General features: G+C 67.1%; 15 protein-coding genes. 4 read left to right on the top strand and 11 right to left on the bottom strand.

Going from position 1 to position 17201, the window contains the following annotated elements:
• The first annotated feature begins 93 nt into the window (after positions 1–93).
• Positions 94–669 (top strand): hypothetical protein, encoded by a 576-nt coding sequence (locus HWY45_RS23485; RefSeq protein WP_059880839.1) that lies wholly within the window; start codon positions 94–96, stop codon positions 667–669.
• Positions 670–817: 148 nt separating this feature from the next.
• On the opposite strand, the gene tssA is transcribed toward HWY45_RS23485, so the two are convergent.
• The 9 genes from tssA to HWY45_RS23440 form a co-directional block, all read right to left on the bottom strand.
• Positions 818–1948, bottom strand: a complete 1131-nt coding sequence (tssA, locus tag HWY45_RS23480) for a type VI secretion system protein TssA (RefSeq protein WP_059880819.1) — start codon at positions 1946–1948, stop codon at positions 818–820.
• Positions 1949–1991: 43 nt separating this feature from the next.
• Positions 1992–4664, bottom strand: coding sequence for a type VI secretion system ATPase TssH (tssH, locus tag HWY45_RS23475; protein WP_059880821.1), 2673 nt, complete (start codon positions 4662–4664; stop codon positions 1992–1994).
• 44 nt (positions 4665–4708) lie between these two features.
• Positions 4709–5809 (bottom strand): type VI secretion system baseplate subunit TssG, encoded by a 1101-nt coding sequence (tssG, locus tag HWY45_RS23470; protein ID WP_059805641.1) that lies wholly within the window; start codon positions 5807–5809, stop codon positions 4709–4711.
• A complete protein-coding gene (tssF, locus tag HWY45_RS23465; RefSeq protein WP_059566605.1) occupies positions 5773–7608 on the bottom strand; it encodes a type VI secretion system baseplate subunit TssF in 1836 nt (611 codons plus the stop codon). Before tssF ends, tssG begins: the two co-directional genes overlap by 37 nt.
• Before the next feature lie 78 nt (positions 7609–7686).
• Positions 7687–8172 (bottom strand): type VI secretion system baseplate subunit TssE, encoded by a 486-nt coding sequence (tssE, locus tag HWY45_RS23460; protein WP_059566604.1) that lies wholly within the window; start codon positions 8170–8172, stop codon positions 7687–7689.
• A gap of 64 nt (positions 8173–8236) precedes the next feature.
• Complete coding sequence (locus HWY45_RS23455; protein ID WP_026045069.1) at positions 8237–8740, bottom strand: Hcp family type VI secretion system effector; 504 nt, start codon at positions 8738–8740, stop codon at positions 8237–8239.
• 71 nt (positions 8741–8811) lie between these two features.
• Positions 8812–10302: a type VI secretion system contractile sheath large subunit gene (gene tssC, locus HWY45_RS23450; protein WP_059566603.1), complete on the bottom strand. Its 1491-nt coding sequence runs from the start codon at positions 10300–10302 to the stop codon at positions 8812–8814.
• 15 nt (positions 10303–10317) lie between these two features.
• Positions 10318–10833 carry a type VI secretion system contractile sheath small subunit gene (gene tssB, locus HWY45_RS23445; RefSeq protein ID WP_059566602.1) on the bottom strand — a complete coding sequence of 172 codons (516 nt, stop codon included), beginning with the start codon at positions 10831–10833 and terminating at the stop codon, positions 10318–10320.
• Positions 10834–10882: 49 nt separating this feature from the next.
• A complete protein-coding gene (locus tag HWY45_RS23440) occupies positions 10883–11527 on the bottom strand; it encodes a tetratricopeptide repeat protein (RefSeq protein WP_059880824.1) in 645 nt (214 codons plus the stop codon).
• A gap of 400 nt (positions 11528–11927) precedes the next feature.
• Between HWY45_RS23440 and tssJ the strand changes: the two genes are divergently transcribed.
• The 3 genes from tssJ to HWY45_RS23425 all read left to right on the top strand — a co-directional run bounded on the left by tssJ (position 11928) and on the right by HWY45_RS23425 (position 14756).
• Complete coding sequence (gene tssJ / locus HWY45_RS23435; RefSeq protein ID WP_175038311.1) at positions 11928–12527, top strand: type VI secretion system lipoprotein TssJ; 600 nt, start codon at positions 11928–11930, stop codon at positions 12525–12527.
• A gap of 103 nt (positions 12528–12630) precedes the next feature.
• Positions 12631–13977: a type VI secretion system baseplate subunit TssK gene (tssK, locus tag HWY45_RS23430; protein ID WP_059566599.1), complete on the top strand. Its 1347-nt coding sequence runs from the start codon at positions 12631–12633 to the stop codon at positions 13975–13977.
• Positions 13974–14756, top strand: coding sequence for a DotU family type IV/VI secretion system protein (locus HWY45_RS23425; RefSeq protein ID WP_017333642.1), 783 nt, complete (start codon positions 13974–13976; stop codon positions 14754–14756). Before tssK ends, HWY45_RS23425 begins: the two co-directional genes overlap by 4 nt.
• Before the next feature lie 117 nt (positions 14757–14873).
• Here the strand turns inward: HWY45_RS23425 and HWY45_RS23420 are convergent, their stop codons facing one another.
• Positions 14874–15197, bottom strand: coding sequence for a DUF7716 domain-containing protein (locus HWY45_RS23420; RefSeq protein WP_059880827.1), 324 nt, complete (start codon positions 15195–15197; stop codon positions 14874–14876).
• Positions 15198–15306: 109 nt separating this feature from the next.
• Entirely contained in the window at positions 15307–17136 is a 1830-nt protein-coding gene (locus HWY45_RS23415; protein ID WP_059880830.1) for a methyl-accepting chemotaxis protein, read from the bottom strand.
• Positions 17137–17201: the final 65 nt, after the last annotated feature.

Below are 17201 nucleotides of genomic sequence, written 5' to 3'. Positions count from 1 at the left end.
CGACGGCCATGATCCCGGCGTTGTTTGCCGGCCCCGGTCACGGCTTCGTTGGCACCCCGCCACTGACGCGCTGAAAGGACTGTGGGCACGCGCATGAAATTCGCTTTGCGGTGCTTGCGGGCGGCGGTCATCCTGTTCTTCGGTGCGCTCGCGCTGTTGAGCGGCGCGAGCGGCATCGTCAATGCCGTCATTCTCCTGCGCGCGCAGGCGTGGCCGCATGTCCCTTCGTCCGTCGAGCAATGCGAGCTGACCAGACGCTACGGAAAGAGCCGTTCGACGTGGGAAGCACATGCGGTATTCCGGTACGGTGCAGGACAGTCGGGGCAATACGATACGACGTGGCAGCCGGTCGGGTCACCGGTTCATGAGCGCCACCCGGATCCGGAAGTCAGCGTCGAGCAGATCGCCGCGATGACGGCGACGTATTGCGCGGCGGCGGCAAACGACGGGCTGCGGGTTTCGCCCGCGTTTCCGGGCATTGCCCGCCGCAATGAAGCCGTCGTGACAGGGACGTGGCACGCCGAGCTTGGATTCGGCGTGCTCTTTCTGCTCATGGGGTTGATGTCGAGCTCAGTGGGCATCGCGCTCCTGCCGTGGATCGAGGATCGGAAAAGGCGAAAGCCAACGCGGAAGGCCCGGCCTTCACGGGATCGCGCAAGGCGGTCGTGATGCGCGTGAAGATGCCGAACCGGATCGTCGACATCTTCAGCGCGTGTCGTGCCACCTGTCGGCGAAGGTGTTCCACTTGTCGCCCGCGCTCACATCATCGATATCCGGCCTGGTGCTGATCCGCAAGATAGCGGGCGCATCATCGCCCTCACTCCGGCTTCACACCCAGCAGCTCCCGCAGATGCGCGAGCGACCCGTCATCCTTCACGACGCTCTCGAGCCACTTGTGCAGCGGCATGTCGGCCCATTCGGCGGCCTTGTCCGCGAGATACGCGACCGGGCTGTGCGGCTCGGTCTGCCGGAAATAGCGGGCGACCGAGCGCAACTGGTCGACTGCCTGCGCGCGATTCTGGATGCCGGCGACCATCTGCGGCACCGGACGCGGAACGGGCTGCTGCTGCACGTGGGTCTCCTCCATGTAATGCGGGGCGCCGAAGCTCGGCTCGATGCGCTCCGGCTGCTGCTGCGACACCGCTTGCTGCAGCTGCGCCTGGGCGTCCGCCTGCGGCGCCGTGCCCGTATAGCCCTGCTCGCGCGCGAAGCGCTCGGCGAGGCGGTACACGGTCTCGAACGCATCGCGCGCCTGCCGGAAGCTCGGCGCCGCGTCGCCGGCGCGCGCGTCGAGCGTTTCCTCGAGCGCGTCGATCGCGAACTCGAACGCCTTCAGGTTGCCGAGCAGCGCCGAGTAGAACGCGAGCGGCGTCATGCGCCGCGACGCGTCGATCTGCTCGACCGACGGCTTGCCGCGCGCGATGTCGTCCGCATGCTCGGGGTCGCGCTTCACGGCCTGCGCGACGTGCTGCGCGACCTCCCAGTCGAGCGTGCTGAACGCGCCCGACGCGCCGTCGGTCAGCGGCACCGCGCGCAGCAGCTCGGCCGTGCGCCCGGCGAGCCACGCGACGTTGCCGAGCCGGTATTCGGTATCGTCGCCTTCCGGCAGCGGATGCACGGTGTCCCAGTACTGCCGGCACAGCCCTTCGAGCAGCGCGTAGCCCTCGGTGAGACCGGCGATGCCTTCCTCGAGCGCGAGCGCCTCGGTCAGCCACACGGCGAGCCGCAGGTCCTTCGTCTGCATGCTCAAGAGCGCGGTCGCGCGCTCGACGACGAAGCCCCAGTCGGCTTCCTTGATCTCGGTCACCCATTCGCCCTGGTCGAGCGACGGATCGTCGTAGCGCCGCGCTTCCTGGATCGCGTCGAAGTCGTTCGAGAACAGCAGGTCGTCGCCGCACGGCGACGCATCGCTGATCGGCGTCAGCAGCTCGGTGTGATTGATCGGCATGGTTCAGTGAATCCGTTGATGCATGTAAGGGCTCGCGCAGGGCTCATTCGACCGTGTAGACGAACTCGCCCGCGTCGTCCGCGCGCACCGCGATGCGCGCGATGGCCGCGCCGTCGGCGATCCGGCCCAGCACGTGGCCCGCGATCTCCGGCAGCAGCGTGCCGTTCAGGATGTGGTCGACGTTGCGGGCGCCCGAGTCGACCTCGGTGCAGCGCGCGAGCACCGCGTCGACGAGCGACTCGTCCCATTCGAACACGGCCTTGTGGTTCGCGTCGATCCGGCGGCGGATGCGGTCCAGCTTCAGCTCGATGATCTCGGCGAGCACGTCGTCGGAAATCGGGTAGTACGGCACGACCTTCATGCGGCCGAGGAACGCGGGCTTGAACGTCTTGTACAGCTGCGGGCGCAGCGCTTCGGCGAGCGCGTCCGGATCGGGCAGTTCCTCCGCCGGCTTGTTGAGGCACGCCTGCATCACCGCCGACGAGCCGACGTTCGACGTCAGGATGATCAGCGTGTTGCGGAAGTCGATCTCGCGCCCTTCGGCGTCGTCCATCATGCCCTTGTCGAACACCTGGAAGAACATCTCGAGCACGTCCGGGTGCGCCTTCTCGACCTCGTCGAGCAGCACGACCGAATACGGGTTGCGGCGCACCGCCTCGGTCAGCACGCCGCCCTCGCCGTAGCCGACGTAGCCCGGCGGCGAGCCCTTCAGGCCCGACACGCTGTGCGCCTCCTGGTACTCGCTCATGTTGATCGTGACCATCTTGCGTTCGCCGCCGTACAGGATGTCGGCCAGCGCGAGCGCGGTCTCGGTCTTGCCGACGCCCGACGGCCCGACGAACATGAACACGCCGCGCGGCTTGTTCGGATCCTCGAGGCTCGCCGATGCGGTGCGCACGCGCTGCGCGATCGCGTCCAGCGCATGATCCTGGCCGATCACGCGCGCGGCGAGCAGCGGCTGCAGGTTCAGCACCGTGCCGATCTCGTCCTTCACCATCCGGCCGAGCGGAATGCCCGTCCAAGACGCGACGATCTCGGCCACCACGTGGCCGTCGACCTGCAGCGGCACCATCGGCTCGCCGCCTTGCAGCGCATGCAGCGCCGCGACGCGTTCCGCGAGCTTCTCGCGGGTGGCCTGCACGTCGACCGGCTGGCCGTCCTCGGACGGGCCGCGCGCGCTGTCGAGCGCGGTGCGCAGCCCGGTGATTTCCGCGACGATCACGCGCTCCGATTCGTAGCGCGCCTCGTCGGCTGCGAGTTGCACGAGCGCCGCGTCGCGCGCGCCGCGCAGCTCGCCGAGCCGCTCGTCATGCGCGGCGCCGCTCGCCGCCTCGCGTTCGAGCGACGCGATTTCCGCGTCGATCCGCTCGATGCGCTTCTTCGTGTCGTCGATCGCGGCGGGCGTCGCGCTCTGCGCGAGCGCGACCTTCGCGCACGCGGTGTCGAGCACGCTGATCGCCTTGTCCGGCAGCTGGCGGCCGCTGATGTAGCGGTGCGACAGGCGCACGGCCTCGGTGATCGCGTCGTCGAGGATCCGCACGTTGAAGTGCTGCTCCATCAGCCCGGCCATCCCGCGCAGCATCGCCGCCGCAAGCGGCTCGCTCGGCTCCTCGACCTTCACGACCTGGAAGCGCCGCGCGAGCGCCGCATCCTTTTCGAAATACTTCTTGTACTCGCTCCACGTGGTCGCCGCGATGGTGCGCAGCTCGCCGCGCGCGAGCGCCGGCTTCAGCAGGTTGGCCGCGTCGTTCTGGCCCGCCTGCCCGCCCGCGCCGATGATCGTGTGCGCCTCGTCGATGAACAGGATGATCGGGTGCGCACTCTTCTTCACCTCGTCGATCACGCTCTTCAGCCGGTTCTCGAACTCGCCCTTCACGCTCGCGCCGGCCTGCAGCAGCCCCATATCGAGCACGTGCAGCGCGACGCCGCGCAACGGCGGCGGCACGTCGTCGGCCGCGATGCGCAGCGCGAGCCCTTCGACGACGGCCGTTTTGCCGACGCCCGCCTCGCCCGTCATGATCGGGTTGTTCTGGCGGCGCCGCATCAGGATGTCGATCGCCTGGCGGATCTCCGCCTCGCGGCCGATCACCGGGTCGATCTTGCCGTCGCGCGCGCGCTGCGTGAGGTTGGTCGTGTACGTGTCGAGCGCGGGCGTCTTCGACGGCCCGGCCACGGGCGCCCCGTCCGCCGCGGCGGACGGCAGGTCGCCGTCGTCTTCCTCATCGCCCTGGCGCGGCTCGGCCTCGCTCGAGCCGGCGGTGATCTCGTCGAACTTGTGCTTCAGGTCCGTCACGCGGATTTCGGCGAACTGCGGCGACATCCGCTGCGCGAACTGCGCGAGGTCCGGCGCGGTGAGCAGCGCGAGCAGCAGATGCCCGGAGCGGATCCGGCCGAGCTGCGAGTCGAGCGACGCGATCAGCCAGGCCTGCTCGAACAGCGCGATCAGGTGCACCGAGAACACCGGCGTGCGCGTGTTGCCGGTCTTCAGGCGCGTCAGCTCGCGCTCGAGGTCCGCGCGCAGCGCATGCGGATCGACGCGGCTCGCGCGCAGCGCGAGCGGCAGGTCGCCGGCCGGCTGCTCGAGCAGCGCGAGGAACAGGTGCTCCAGGTCGACCTCGTAGTGGCCGCGGGCCAGGCACGCGCTCGCCGCGCGCTCGGCCGCCTGCCGGCACAGCGGATTCAGTTTCAGGATCAGGGTCTTCAGGGGCGTGCTCATGGAGTCGGTCTCAGGTTCGATTGCGTGCTTGTTGTTGTCCGGAATCAGTGAATCACGTGCAGCTCGTAGCGCGCGTCCGAGCGATCCTCGGTCGCGTCGCGCGTGCAGAGGAACGCGTCCCAGCCGAGCCGCGAACCCGCGCCGAGCACGCTCGCGCCGACTTCGGTGCGCTTCAGCACGAGCTTGACCTCGTATTCGAGCGTGAGGCCGGCGAGCAGCGTCAGCATCCGCTCGAGCGCGACCGCCTGCGCGCCGCCGGGCAGGAACGCCTCGTAGTCGCGCTTCGACAGCGGCCCGATCACGATCCGCGCGCGCATGTCGCGCTGCCACACGCGCTCGCCGACGAGCGCGGTCGCGCCGAGCACCGCGTTGACTTCGCCGAGCACGCTCAGCTGGTCGGCCGGCACGTCGTACCACTTGCCGACGAACTGGTCGATCTTCACCGGCACGCGGAAGTAGTCGGACAGCGTGCGCTGCAGGTAGGCGGCCGACATCGGCCGGTGCCGCGCGGCCAGCGCGTAGCCGGCCACCGCCTCGTCGAGCACGCCGCCCGCGCCCGCCTGCAGGCTGTCGCGCACGTCGTCGCTCGTCACGCCCGCGATCGCGAGCAAGAGCGGCAGATAGCGCTCGTCGCGGTCGAGCTCGTAATGGAACGGCAGCCGGTATTTCTTCCACGCGGCGTAGAACAGCGCGGTCGCGCGGTTCGAGAACACGTCGAAGAACGCGCGCGCCGCGTGGTCGCGCTTCAGGTACTCGCGCGCGACGATCTGCTCGGTGTAGTGCAGCGGCAGCGCGCCCTGCGTGCCGAGCAGCCCGAAGAACGCGGGCGTCAGCTCGACGCGGCCGAGCTCGCCGGCCGACAGCGCCGCGCCGCGCGCGTCGTCGCTGTCGAGCGGTGCGCCGTCGGCGTCGTACGAGCGCGCGCGCTCGATCTCGCTCGCCGGGAAGCCGAGCGACAGCGTGTTGCGGAACGCGACGCGCTGCGCGAGCACGTCGCCCTGCCGCCACGCGCCGGGCGCGTCGGTCGCCTGCCGCACGAACAGCCCTTCGAGCACGCGCACCGCCTGGAAGAACTCGAAGCGGTGCGGCTCGTCGAGCAGCGCGCCGACTACGCCAGGATCGATTCGCCGGTCCGGGGCTTGCATCGGATGATCTCCTCGCCGGTGCGCTTCGACACGACGACTAGTTGAACGAAACTGTTGAGGTGCACGTACAGCCCGAAGAAGCTGTCGAGCACGCGCACGAACGACGCGAGGCTCGAGCCGACGAAGTGCTCCTCGTCGATCGTCACGCGGATCTCGATGCCGCGCACGAAGGTCGCGAACGGCTTGCCGGGCAGCCACTGCACGGCGCCGCGCTGCTCGACGCCCGCGAGCCCGTCGATCTGCCGCATCGACACCGCGGTGCGCCGCAGGTCGTACAGCGTCAGCATTTCCTTCAGCGGCGCGAGCCCGTGATCGACCAGCGATACGTGATTGAGCGCGAGGTGCGACACGAGCCGCCAGTGCGCGGAGCGGCCGCGCTCGAAGCGCACGCTCGGCGTCGGGCGGCGCAGCAGCGAGATGCCGCTGGTCTGCGCGCCGCCTTCCTGGAACAGGTCGCCGCCTTCGAGCCCGAACGCGAGCATCGCCGGCAGGTCGCGGTTCGTGCAGGTCAGGTCGAGGCTCAGCGTGTCCGTCTGCGGCGACGTCGGCTCGAAATCGATGTCGACGATCGAGATCTCGGTCTCGTAGCCGGGGCTTTTCTGCGCGACCCAGTCGTTGCGGCGCGCGAACCAGTAGTGGCCGACCCGCGCGGATTCGCCGTGATGCAGCGAATAGAACGGCCGGAACTCGATCACCGATTCCTCGTGCGCCTGCTGCCGCACGAGCTTCACCGAGTCGATCGAGTACACCTCATACGCGAACGCGCGCCGCGCCTCGGCGATCACCGGGTACGACACCGCGCGGTGCGTGATGCGGATCGGCTCGCCGTGCTGGCGGAACAGGTTGACGATCGGCGTGCAGAACAGGCGGAAATGGCTCGCCGTCAGCAGTTCGAGCAGGCGCGCGACGTGCGAATCGCCGCGCACGTCCTGCAGCACGAGGTGCAGCGTCGTGCGCTGGCAGCGGCCCGATGCGCGCGCGATCGCGGCGATGTCGAAGTCGATGAAGTCGAACTTGTCGGGGAATGCGAAATATTCGGTGAGCAGCCGGTACGCCGGATGCGATTTCGCGGGGTAGTCGATCAGCGCGTCGGCCTCGTCGAAACCGGCCTGCGCGATCGGCAGCTTGCGCAGCCCGGTCCAGCGGCCGTTGCGCTCCGGCTCGACGTACGCGCCGAGCACGTTGACGAACAGGCAGTCGGTCAGCGCGGCGACGAACGACTGCTCGCCGTGCAGGTGCGCGCGCAGCGTCGGCAGCTTCAGCGCGCCGAGATCGAGCTGCGGCGCGAGCGATTCGAACGTGATCGAGATCACGCCGGTCGCATTGGCCGGCAGCACCGTCGCGCTCGGCGCGAGCGCGACCGGCGTATAGCGCGCCTCGGCGATGCGGATCGGCGCGAGCGTCACGTCGTACGCGGTGCGGAACCGGCACTGCACGCCGCGGATCGGGCGGCTCTTCAGCTCGGTGCCGCGCTCGACGACCACCGGCTCGGTCTGCTGCCCCGGCGCACCGAGCGAGAACTGCGCGATCGAGCACGACGGGAACGGCCGCAGGTAGTGCGGATACAGCACTTCCAGCAGCGCTTCGGTGAATTCGGGGTAGTCGTCGTCGAGCTTCTTGTTGATGCGCGCGCCGAGCAGCGCGAACGACTCGATCATCCGCTCGACGTGCGGATCCTCGCAATGCTCGCCCGACAGCGCGAGCCGCGCCGCGATCTTCGGGTAACGTTCGGCGAAATCCCGCGAATAGCGCCGCAGAAACGATAATTCGCGTTCGTAATACGGCAGCAGTTCTTCCATCGACGACCCCGAAGCTCTTTCTTTCCTTGCCGGAAACTGATCTGCCGCCGGGCGGTCCGGCCCGCGCGGCAGCGTGAATTACAGCGATTTCGCGGCGCGCGCGCGCGTGACCGAATACTGCAGCGTCGACGGCTGCAGCATCGCATCGAAATTGACCGGCTCCTCGGCCGGGTGCACGACGAGCAGCGCCTGGATCGCGAAATAGAGCGCGTTGGTCGACTGCTCGTTGAGTTCGAACGTCACCTGCACCTGTTGCAGGCGCGGCTCATGGCGCGCGATCGCCTGCTGGATCGACTTGCAGATGTAGGTGCGGTCGTAATGGCTCGCGAGGCTCAGGCCCGCGAAATCGTTCAGCCCGTAGGTCAGCACCGATTTCTGGCATTCCGGCAGCGTCGCCAGATCGTGATCGGTGTGCGCGATACGGGTATTGAGGATCGCCTCGACGTCGCGGGCGACCGTGTTCTTCAGCTCGTCCAGCGACAATTGCCGCATCGCGGCGGACGCCGGCAGGTGCGGTTCGTCGTCGAACAGCTTGTCGAGAAAGCTTGGTTCGAATCGTTTCATCGGGCCGGTGCCATGCAGCGAAAACGGCAACGGGACGACGCGCGCCCCGTTGCCGCAACCGACCTTAGACCGCGTAGGTCTTGTCGTTCTTCGTCAGGCTCCAGGCGCCCTGCGTGTTGCCGCCCTGGTTGCCGCCGATCTTCTGCTGCGTCTGCTTCCACTGCACCGCCGCGTACTTCAGCGAGAAGGTCTCGTGCGGCAGGCCTTCCTTCTGAACGCTCGGCGTCACGCTCGAGATGATCACGTACTTCAGCTTGACCTCGAGGTACTTGACGCGCTGGCCTTCGCCGTCCGAACGCATGAAGTCGATCGTGACTTCATCGAACGTCGTGCCGCCCGACGCGTGCTGGTACAGCAGCGGGCTCGACGAATCGATTTCCTTCGTGAACACCATGTCGCCGTGCTCGCAACGCTCCGACGTATGGCCGCCGGCCGTCGACGCAGTGGCCGAGCGCGGCTGGATGATGGAATGGTCCCAGGATTTCAGTTCAATCCAGCTGGCGTGGTCCTTGTCCGCGGACTCGCCCTTGATGGCCGGATTACCGAACTTCAGATACATGTCTAACATGGCCCTTCGACTCCCCAAAGAGGTGGTTTTAACGTCCTACCCAGGCGGCCCGCCCGGGCGATTGGCTTCGCTTATGAATTTGCCGGTTTGGGCAGATCAGCGACAAGTCGCAGAGAAATCGAGAGTTCGTCGAGCTGAAAGTGCGGGCGCAGGAACGCGACCGAACGATACGAGCCCGGCTTGCCCGGAATCTCCGACACTTGTACGGATGCCTCGCGCAGCGGGAATTGCGCCTTCTGTTCCTGCGTCGCGTTGTCGTCGAGCAGGACATATTGCGAAATCCACCGGTTGAGGAACGTCTCGACGTTCTGCGCCGACGCGAAGCTGCCGATCTTGTCCCGCATCATCGACTTCAGGTAGTGCGCGACGCGCGATACCGAGAAGATGTACTGCAGCTGGGCGGACAGGACGGCGTTCGCATTGGCGCTGTCGGTGCTGTATTTTTTGGGCTTCTGCACCGATTGCGCGGCGAAGAACGCGGCGTAATCTGAATTCTTGCAATGGACGAGCGGGATGAAGCCGAGGTCGCTCAGCTCCTTCTCGCGGCGGTCGGTGATCGCGATCTCGGTCGGGCACTTCAGCGCGATCTCGCCGTCGTCGGTCTTGAACGTGTGGGTCGGCAGATCCTCGACCAGGCCGCCGCCTTCGACGCCGCGGATCGCCGCGCACCAGCCGAAATCGTCGAACGCCGCCGTGAGGCGCGCGGCGAATGCCCACGACGCGTTGCACCACAGGTACTTGTCGTGATCGGTGCCGTCGACGTCCTCGACGAAGTTGAAGTTCTCCGCGGTCTGGCCGTCCTTCGGATTGAACGGCAGGCGGCCGAGGAAGCGCGGCAGCGTGAGGCCGACGTAGCGCGAATCCTCGGAATCGCGGAACGACTTCCACTTCGTGTACTCGACCGTGTCGAACACCTTGCCGAGGTCGCGCGGCTTGCCGAGGTCGGCGAACGATTCGAGGCCCATCAGCTCCGGCGACGCCGACGCGATGAACGGCGCGTGCGCCGCTGCCGCGACGTGCGACATCTGCTCGATGAAGTACAGGTCTTCCGGCTGGCGGGAGATCTCGTAATCGCCGATCAGCGCGCCGAACGGCGAGCCGCCGAACGTGCCGAATTCCTCTTCGTAGACCTTCTTGAACAGCGCGCTCTGGTCGAACTCGCTCGCGCCCTTGAAATCGCGCACGAGGTCGCGCTTCGGCGCATGCAGCGCCTTGATCTTGATCGTCTGGCCCGTGTTGCTTTCCTTGACCAGGTAGTCCATCCCGCGCCACGTGCTTTCGAGGCGCTGGAATTCCGGCGCATGCATCACCGCGGAAAGCTGCGTGGAGATCAGCCGGTCGAGCTCCGCGACGCGCGCGTCGATCGTCGCCGACAGGTTGTCCGACACGATCACCGTGCCGTCGAGCACCTGGTGCACGAGCTCGCCGATCAGGTCCTTCGCGCGGGCATGTTCGGAATCGGATTTCGCGACCTTGCTCTTCTCGACGATATCGTCGAGCAGCGAAGTCCCGGCGGCGTATTCCGCGCCGCTCGTCTGGGCCGCAGCCGTTTGCTGGTTCATCTCAACACCCCGTCGTCATTCGCCGTCTTTGTCGCCGCCCGTGCCCTTGGCCAGCTCCTGCAGCTGCTGCGTGTTCTTCAGCACGTCCGACAGGAGATCCTCGAGCTTGTCGTTGCCGGCCAGCTTGTTGCGCAGGTCGGCGAGCTTCGAGCGCGCCTCGAGCAGGCGGCGCAGCGGCTCGACCTGCTCCACCACCTCGTCCGGACTGAAATCCGACAGCGAGCGGAACTTCAGGTCCACCGCGAACTTGCCGCCTTCCGGGCTCAGGCGGTTTTCCACCTGGAACGCCGCGCGCGGCTCGATCGCCTTCATCACGTCGTCGAAGTTGTCGCGATCGATGTTGACGAACTTGCGGTCGCGCAGCTTCGGCTGCTCGATTTCCGACTGGCCCGCCAGATCGCCGACGACCCCGACGACGAACGGCAGTTCCTTCACCTCGATCGCGTCGCCCTTCTCGACCTCATAGGTCAGCTGGACGCGCGGCGGCCGTATTTTCTGCAGGCGCTTCTGAATGCTCTCGTTCTTGGCCATCGACGGCTCCCAGGTTCAGATTGATGGTGTTGTTATCGTCGCGTCCGGCTCAGCGCAGCGCGCTGAACGGGTCTGCCCCGCCCTTCTGCGGCGCGGCGGCGGCGGCGGGCGCCGCGGTGTTCGCGGCAGGTGCGGTCGCAGCCGCTTCGGCGGCGGCCGGCGCGGCCGGGCCCTTGCCGCGATGCACGATGCGGCGCGGCGGCCGCGGCTTCGCGGCGCGCTGCTCCGGCGGGAACAGCGCGGATTCGCCGAGCGTGTCGCGCAGCTGCTTCGCGAGCGTCTGCGCGTCCGATTTCGCGTCGCCCGCGAGCGACGCGTCCTGGCGCAGCTCGCCGAGCGACTGCGTCGCGATCCGCAGGCCGGCGACGGCCAGCACGCTCTTGGCCTGGCGGTCGGTGTTGTCGCGCTGCAGCGCTTCCTGCGCGGCGACGATCGCCTGGCCGTAGTGATTCTGCGCAAACTGGATCTGCGCGATGCGCGACCACGGTTCCTCGCGCGTCGGGTCTGCCTTCGCAAGCGCCTGGTAGAGGCTCAGCGCGCGGTCCTGGTCGCCCGCCTTCGCGACGGCGTCTGCGTCGGACAGCGACTTGTTGAACACTTCGGCGGTCGGCGGCGTGGGCGTGGTCGTGCAACCGGCGATCACGCCGCAGGCCACCACCACCCCGGAAAGTTTTGCGAAGAGACGGTCTTTCATCGTTATATCACCGGCGCGTGAGATTTAAATCGTTGAGAATCTGGTTCTTTTGCTTTGCGAGAAGCGCGCGGGTATAGTACCGATCAATTTTTCATAATTCAATCGCCACGTGCAAGGTAATTCCTTTTAAATCCGTGCGCTACCCCGAGAATGACGCCGCGCGTCAGTTCCGCAATGGATTCGCATTCGGGCCGGATGCGCAAGTTTTACCCGATCCGCGATGCATGTCCCGGGGGCGCGGAAAAATTTGCCGGACGACGGTCGCGGCAGATGCGGGCGCGATGCGTGATTAATGACCAAACAGTGGAAAACCGGTCATTCCCGGCCGATCGGGAAATAAAGGCCGGTAGTTTTGACAGGGAGTAAAAGGCGGCAAGCCGGAAACACGATGAAATCGCTCATGATTCGCTATGCGCTGCCGCTGGTCGCCTGCGCGCTGCTGGCCGGATGCGTGGCCGCCCCGCTGATCGGCTCCGCCGCCAGCGCCGTGATGCAGGCCGCCGGTGTCGGCAAGCCCGAACTGCCCGATTCGCAGAAGCCGCCGCGCAACCTCGGCATCACGCTCGCCGCCGCGCCGAACCTGAACGCCGCGAACGACAACCGGCCGCTGGCGCTCGTCGTGCGCCTCTATGCGCTGAAGGACCCGACGTCGTTCCAGCAGGCGCCATTCGACAGCTTTACCGATCCGAACAAGGAAAAGGCCGCATTGGGCGCCGACCTGCTGAACGTGCGCGAGATCACGCTGATTCCCGGCCAGCGCTATACGGCGACCGAGAAAGTGTCGCGCGAAGCGCAGGCATTCGGCATCGTCGCGCTATTCCGCGACCCCGCGCTGCAGCGCTGGAAACTGACATTCGATCCGGCGAAGTCGGAGAAATCCGGCATAATCATCGGCCTGCATAATTGCGCGATGACCGTCACCGACGGGAGCGTCATCGCACCGCAACAGGGCGCGCCGTCGCAGCCGCTCAATCTGCTTTCGTCTGTCCGCTGCGGTTAAGGATGACGCATGAATGTCAATTAACAAGAGTTAACAAATTGGCGATTTAATTCGGGCACGACCCATTCGATTACTTCGCATCACGACATTAACCGGGTTTGACATGAGTTATTCGGCAAAGGTGCTATGGGGAGAGGGGCTGTTCCTTCGGCCTCAACACTTCCAGAGACAGGATGCGTACCATGAGGCGCGCCTGTTCGAATCCATCCAGGCGATCCAGCCGTACAACTGGGGCGTGCGCTCGGCGCGCTTCGACCGCGATGCGCTCGGCAGCAACGTGCTGCGTCTCGCCGAGCTGGCGCTCGTGTTCCCGGACGGCGCGCTGTACGCCGCGCCGCAGGCCGACGACCTGCCGCCGCCCGTCGCGCTCGACACGCTGCCCGAGGGCATCAACGAATTCGTGTTCTATCTCGCGCTGCATCCGCTGCGCGAGAACGGCGCGAACTACAGCGACGATCCGTCGGCCGGCTTCATCACGCGCTTCGTGAGCGAGCAGACGAGCGTCGCCGACAACTTCACCGACGCGGCCGAGGCCGACGTCACGTTCCTGAAGACGCAGGTCAAGCTGATCGCGCACAGCGAACCGCGCGACCAGCTGCTGTCGGTGCCGCTCGTGCGCGTGCGCCGCACCGCGACGTCCGGCTTCGAGATCGACGACAGCTTCGTGCCGCCGTGCCTCGCGATCGAGGCGTCGCCGATCCTGCACCAGCGGCTGCGCCAGCTGGTCGACGCGCTGCAGGCGAAGGTGAACGCGCTGTACGGCTTTCACCGCGAGCCGTCGAAGAACATCATCGAGTTCCGCTCGGGCGACATCGCGTCGTTCTGGCTGCTGCACACCGCGAATGCCGCGTTCGCGACGCTCGCGCACCTGCACCAGCATCCGGCGCTGCATCCGGAGCGGCTGTTCCAGGAACTGCTGCGCCTCGCCGGCCAGCTGATGACGTTCTCGAAGGGCTACACGCTTGCCGACCTGCCCGCGTACCGCCATGACGATCCGGGCCCCGGCTTCGCGCGTCTCGACCTGATCCTGCGCGAGCTGCTCGACACCGTGATCTCGACGCGCTACTTCGCGATCACGCTCGACGAGGTGCGTCCGTCGTTCCATCTCGGCCGGCTCGATTCCGGCAAGATCGACGAGAAGACCGCGTTCTACCTCGCGGTGTCCGCCGACATGCCGAGCGTCGAGCTCGTCGATGCCGTGCCGGCCCGCTTCAAGGTCGGCGCGCCCGACGACGTCGACAAGCTCGTGCTGTCGGCCATGCCCGGCGTGCGGCTGTCGTACACGCCGCAGGTGCCGCCCGCGATTCCCGTTCGGCCGGGCGCGTGCTACTTCGCGCTCGATTCGCGCGGCGCGCTGTACGAGCGCATGCTGCAGGCCCAGTCCGCGATGATCTACGCGCCGACTGGCATCAATGACCTGAAATTCGAACTGATCGCGGTGACGTCATGAGCTACGCGCCTTCCCTGTTCGGCGACAACGCGCCGCCCCCCGTGCATTCCCCGGCGTCGACGGATGCCGCGTTTCAAGCGCGCTCGCTGCTCGACCTGCTGTACGACGGTTTCTTCGCGCTGTTCCTGCTCAGGAACGGCCGCGAGCCGGACAGCGCGAGCGAGTTCAGCACGCGCATCCAGGAATTCCTCGCCGACTTCGAACGCGGCGCGAAGAAGCTGAACATCGCGGCCGAGGACGTGTACGGCGCGAAGTTCGCGTTCTGCGCGGCGGTCGACGAGATGGTGCTGTCGTCGCAGTACAAGATTCGCCCGGACTGGGAGCGCCGGCCGCTGCAGCTCGTGCTGTTCGGCGAGCAACTCGCGGGCGAGAAGTTCTTCCAGTATCTCGAGGAGTGCCGCGCGCAGGGCGCGGCGCGGCTGCAGTCGCTCGAGGTGTTTCATATGTGCCTGCTGCTCGGGTTCCAGGGCAAGTATCTGCTCGAGGGGCCGGAGAAGCTGGCTTACCTGACGGCGCGCATCGGCGACGAGATCGCGCACATGAAGGGCAAGCGTGCGCCGTTCGCGCCGAACTGGCCGCTGCCGGACCAGATTGCGCATCGGCTCAAGCGCGAGGTGCCGGTCTGGGCGATCGGCGCGGTGTTCGGGCTGGTCGCGCTGCTCGGGTATCTGGGGCTCAACACCTACCTGAAGGACAAGACGCTGCAGGCGCTCGCGCCGTATTCGCAGGTCATCAAGGTCGGGCCGGAATCGGCGAATTTGACGATTTCGTTGCCTTGAGGGTGATGCGCGAGGTTGCGCCGGAGTAAAAAAGGACCGCTTTTTGCGGTCCTTTTTTGTTGGGTTTCGCTCGCGCTGCGAACCCGGCTACGCGGCGCCGTCATCAGGCCCGCGATGTCACAGGAGGATGAACGCGTCGTTCTCCACGTAGTACGCGAATGCGTCGAGCAGTTGCGAGAGACTCGGGTCGTCGACCTGCTCGTGCGCGTTGATCACGATGTCCTCGATCGTCGCGCTACCGAGCGTGATGCGCCAGCCCGGCTGCTTCGCGATGTCGGGCACCGTGCCCTCGTGCGGGTCCGTCGTGTCGGGCGCGAACGCGCCCACGGTATCCAGCGTCCACGGCGTCGGGGGCAGGTAAAGCCAGCCGGAGAAATCGCCGGGCTGTTCCAGAATACGTTTCAGCGAGACGTCAGTCGCCGGTGAAGCCGAGGTCAGCATCGTTGTCGCAGCCATCATTCAAGGGATCGATCGGGCCGCGGAGCGTCGCGGCGGGCCGTGATTATGCCAACGAATCACGGCATGCGGCGAGCGACCGCGTCGAGCACCGTCACCCGGCCTGCAGCGTCGGCCTGCGCCCCTCCGCCAGCTTGAACTCGCCGACCGTCTCCGCGAGCTTGCCGGCCTGCTCGCGCAAGAGCGTCGCGGCGGCGGCCGACTGCTCGACGAGCGCCGCGTTCTGCTGCGTCGCGTTATCGAGCTGCGACACGGCCTGATTCACCTGCGCGAGCCCCGTGCTCTGCTCCGTCGCCGCGACCGTGATTTCGGCGATCACGCTCGTGATGCTGCGCACGCTCTCGACGATTTCGTCCATCGTCGCGCCGGCCGTCTGCACGAGGCCGGAGCCGCCCTCGATCTTCTCGACCGACGAGTGGATCAGTTGCTTGATCTCCTTGGCCGCTTGCGCACTGCGCTGCGCGAGCGCGCGCACCTCGCCCGCCACAACGGCGAAGCCGCGGCCGTGCTCGTTCGCGCGCGCGGCTTCGACCGCCGCATTGAGTGCGAGGATGTTGGTCTGGAACGCGATGCCGTCGATCACGCCGATGATGTTGGCGATCTCCGTCGACGCTTGCGTGATGTCGTGCATCGTCGACACGACCTCGCCGACGACCGCGCCGCCGCGCATCGCGACATCCGACGCCGATTCCGCCAGCCGGCTCACCTGGGTCACCGCATCGGCCGAGTTGCGGGCCGTGCCGGCGATTTCCTCGAGGGCGGCGGCCGTCTCCTGAAGGCTCGACGCGGCATGCTCGGTGCGGCTCGAGAGATCCTGGTTGCCTTGCGCGATCTCGGCGCTCGCCACGTTGACCGATTCGCTGAACGCGCGGATCTCCAGCAGGATCGTGCTGATTTTCTCGGCGAACAGGTTGAACGCATGCGCGATCTGCGCGGCTTCGTCTTCGCCGCTGGCGGGCAGGCGTTTCGTCAGGTCGCCGCTGCCGCTGGCGACGTCGGTGAGCGCGTCGCGCACCAGCAGGATGCGCCTGAAGGCCGCGTTCGTCAGCGCGCCGACGAGCGCCGCCGCGATGACGGCGACGATCAGGATCGCGGCGAGCGTCGTGGTCGCCACGGCACGCATGCCGGTCGTCACGTCCGTTTTGTCGAGCGCCAGCACGAGGGACCAGTCGGTGCCGGCGATCGGCCGGGCGCGCAGCAGCTTGGTCGCGCCGTCGATATCCACGGCCACGGGCTCGGACGCCGCCTTCAGCGCTTCGAGGTGCCCGGCATCCAGCGCCGGCGACAGGTCGGTCGCCGGCTTCATGATCAGATCGGTTTTCGGCGCGGCGATCACACGGCCGCTCTTGTCCACCAGAAACGCGAAGCTCGACGGCGTCGGGTGCACGGCGGTCACGATGGCGCTCACGCTCTGCATGAAAAGGCTGGCGGCCATGACGCCCTTGACGGCGCCGTCGCGCACGATGGGCACCGCGAACGCGAAGGCAGGCTTGCCGGTCGACGCGTCGAGGTAGAGCGCCGTCGCGACCAGATGGCCGGCGCCGACCGCCTGCTGGTACCACGGGCGCGCGGTCGGGTCGTAGCCGGGCTTGAGCGGGACGTTCGAGAAGGCCGTCTTGTCCGGCAGGCCGAGCGTCAGCACCTCGAAGCCGCCCGACTTGCCGAGCAGCTTCAGCGCCGGCAGCGGATCGCCTTCGCCGATCGCGATCGTGTCCGCCAGCGCCTGGGTTTCCCTGCTGCGGCTCGCGACCCACTCGTCGATCGCGAGCGCGTGCCCGGTGAGGATCGACTCGTGGTTCTGGTCGATGGCCTCGTCGTTGTGATGCTTCACGACGAAATAGACCAGGCCGCCCGTGGCGGCCAGCGCCGTGACCACGATGGCGACGCAAGTCGCGAGTATCCGTGTGCGAATCGATGACAGCATGATGACGTCGATCTCCCCTTTGCCGCTTGATATGGAATGGGTCGCCGAAACGGCGGGCAACGTCT

It is taken from the genome of Burkholderia stagnalis, from assembly GCF_902830275.1.
In the GTDB taxonomy this organism is placed as follows: Bacteria; Pseudomonadota; Gammaproteobacteria; order Burkholderiales; family Burkholderiaceae; genus Burkholderia; species Burkholderia stagnalis.
The sequence above is the reverse complement of the archived record's forward strand: the minus strand, read 5'-3'. Positions and strand labels throughout refer to the sequence as shown.

Coding starts and splice junctions, on each gene's coding strand:
- HWY45_RS23455 (WP_026045069.1), bottom strand. CDS start 8,740: ATGTTAGACATGTATCTGAAGTTCGGTAATCCGGCCATCAAGGGCGAG.
- tssJ (WP_175038311.1), top strand. CDS start 11,928: ATGATTCGCTATGCGCTGCCGCTGGTCGCCTGCGCGCTGCTGGCCGGA.
- tssF (WP_059566605.1), bottom strand. CDS start 7,608: ATGGAAGAACTGCTGCCGTATTACGAACGCGAATTATCGTTTCTGCGG.
- tssC (WP_059566603.1), bottom strand. CDS start 10,302: ATGAACCAGCAAACGGCTGCGGCCCAGACGAGCGGCGCGGAATACGCC.
- tssK (WP_059566599.1), top strand. CDS start 12,631: ATGAGTTATTCGGCAAAGGTGCTATGGGGAGAGGGGCTGTTCCTTCGG.
- tssG (WP_059805641.1), bottom strand. CDS start 5,809: ATGCAAGCCCCGGACCGGCGAATCGATCCTGGCGTAGTCGGCGCGCTG.
- HWY45_RS23485 (WP_059880839.1), top strand. CDS start 94: ATGAAATTCGCTTTGCGGTGCTTGCGGGCGGCGGTCATCCTGTTCTTC.
- HWY45_RS23440 (WP_059880824.1), bottom strand. CDS start 11,527: ATGAAAGACCGTCTCTTCGCAAAACTTTCCGGGGTGGTGGTGGCCTGC.
- HWY45_RS23425 (WP_017333642.1), top strand. CDS start 13,974: ATGAGCTACGCGCCTTCCCTGTTCGGCGACAACGCGCCGCCCCCCGTG.
- tssA (WP_059880819.1), bottom strand. CDS start 1,948: ATGCCGATCAATCACACCGAGCTGCTGACGCCGATCAGCGATGCGTCG.
- tssH (WP_059880821.1), bottom strand. CDS start 4,664: ATGAGCACGCCCCTGAAGACCCTGATCCTGAAACTGAATCCGCTGTGC.
- HWY45_RS23420 (WP_059880827.1), bottom strand. CDS start 15,197: ATGCTGACCTCGGCTTCACCGGCGACTGACGTCTCGCTGAAACGTATT.
- HWY45_RS23415 (WP_059880830.1), bottom strand. CDS start 17,136: ATGCTGTCATCGATTCGCACACGGATACTCGCGACTTGCGTCGCCATC.
- tssE (WP_059566604.1), bottom strand. CDS start 8,172: ATGAAACGATTCGAACCAAGCTTTCTCGACAAGCTGTTCGACGACGAA.
- tssB (WP_059566602.1), bottom strand. CDS start 10,833: ATGGCCAAGAACGAGAGCATTCAGAAGCGCCTGCAGAAAATACGGCCG.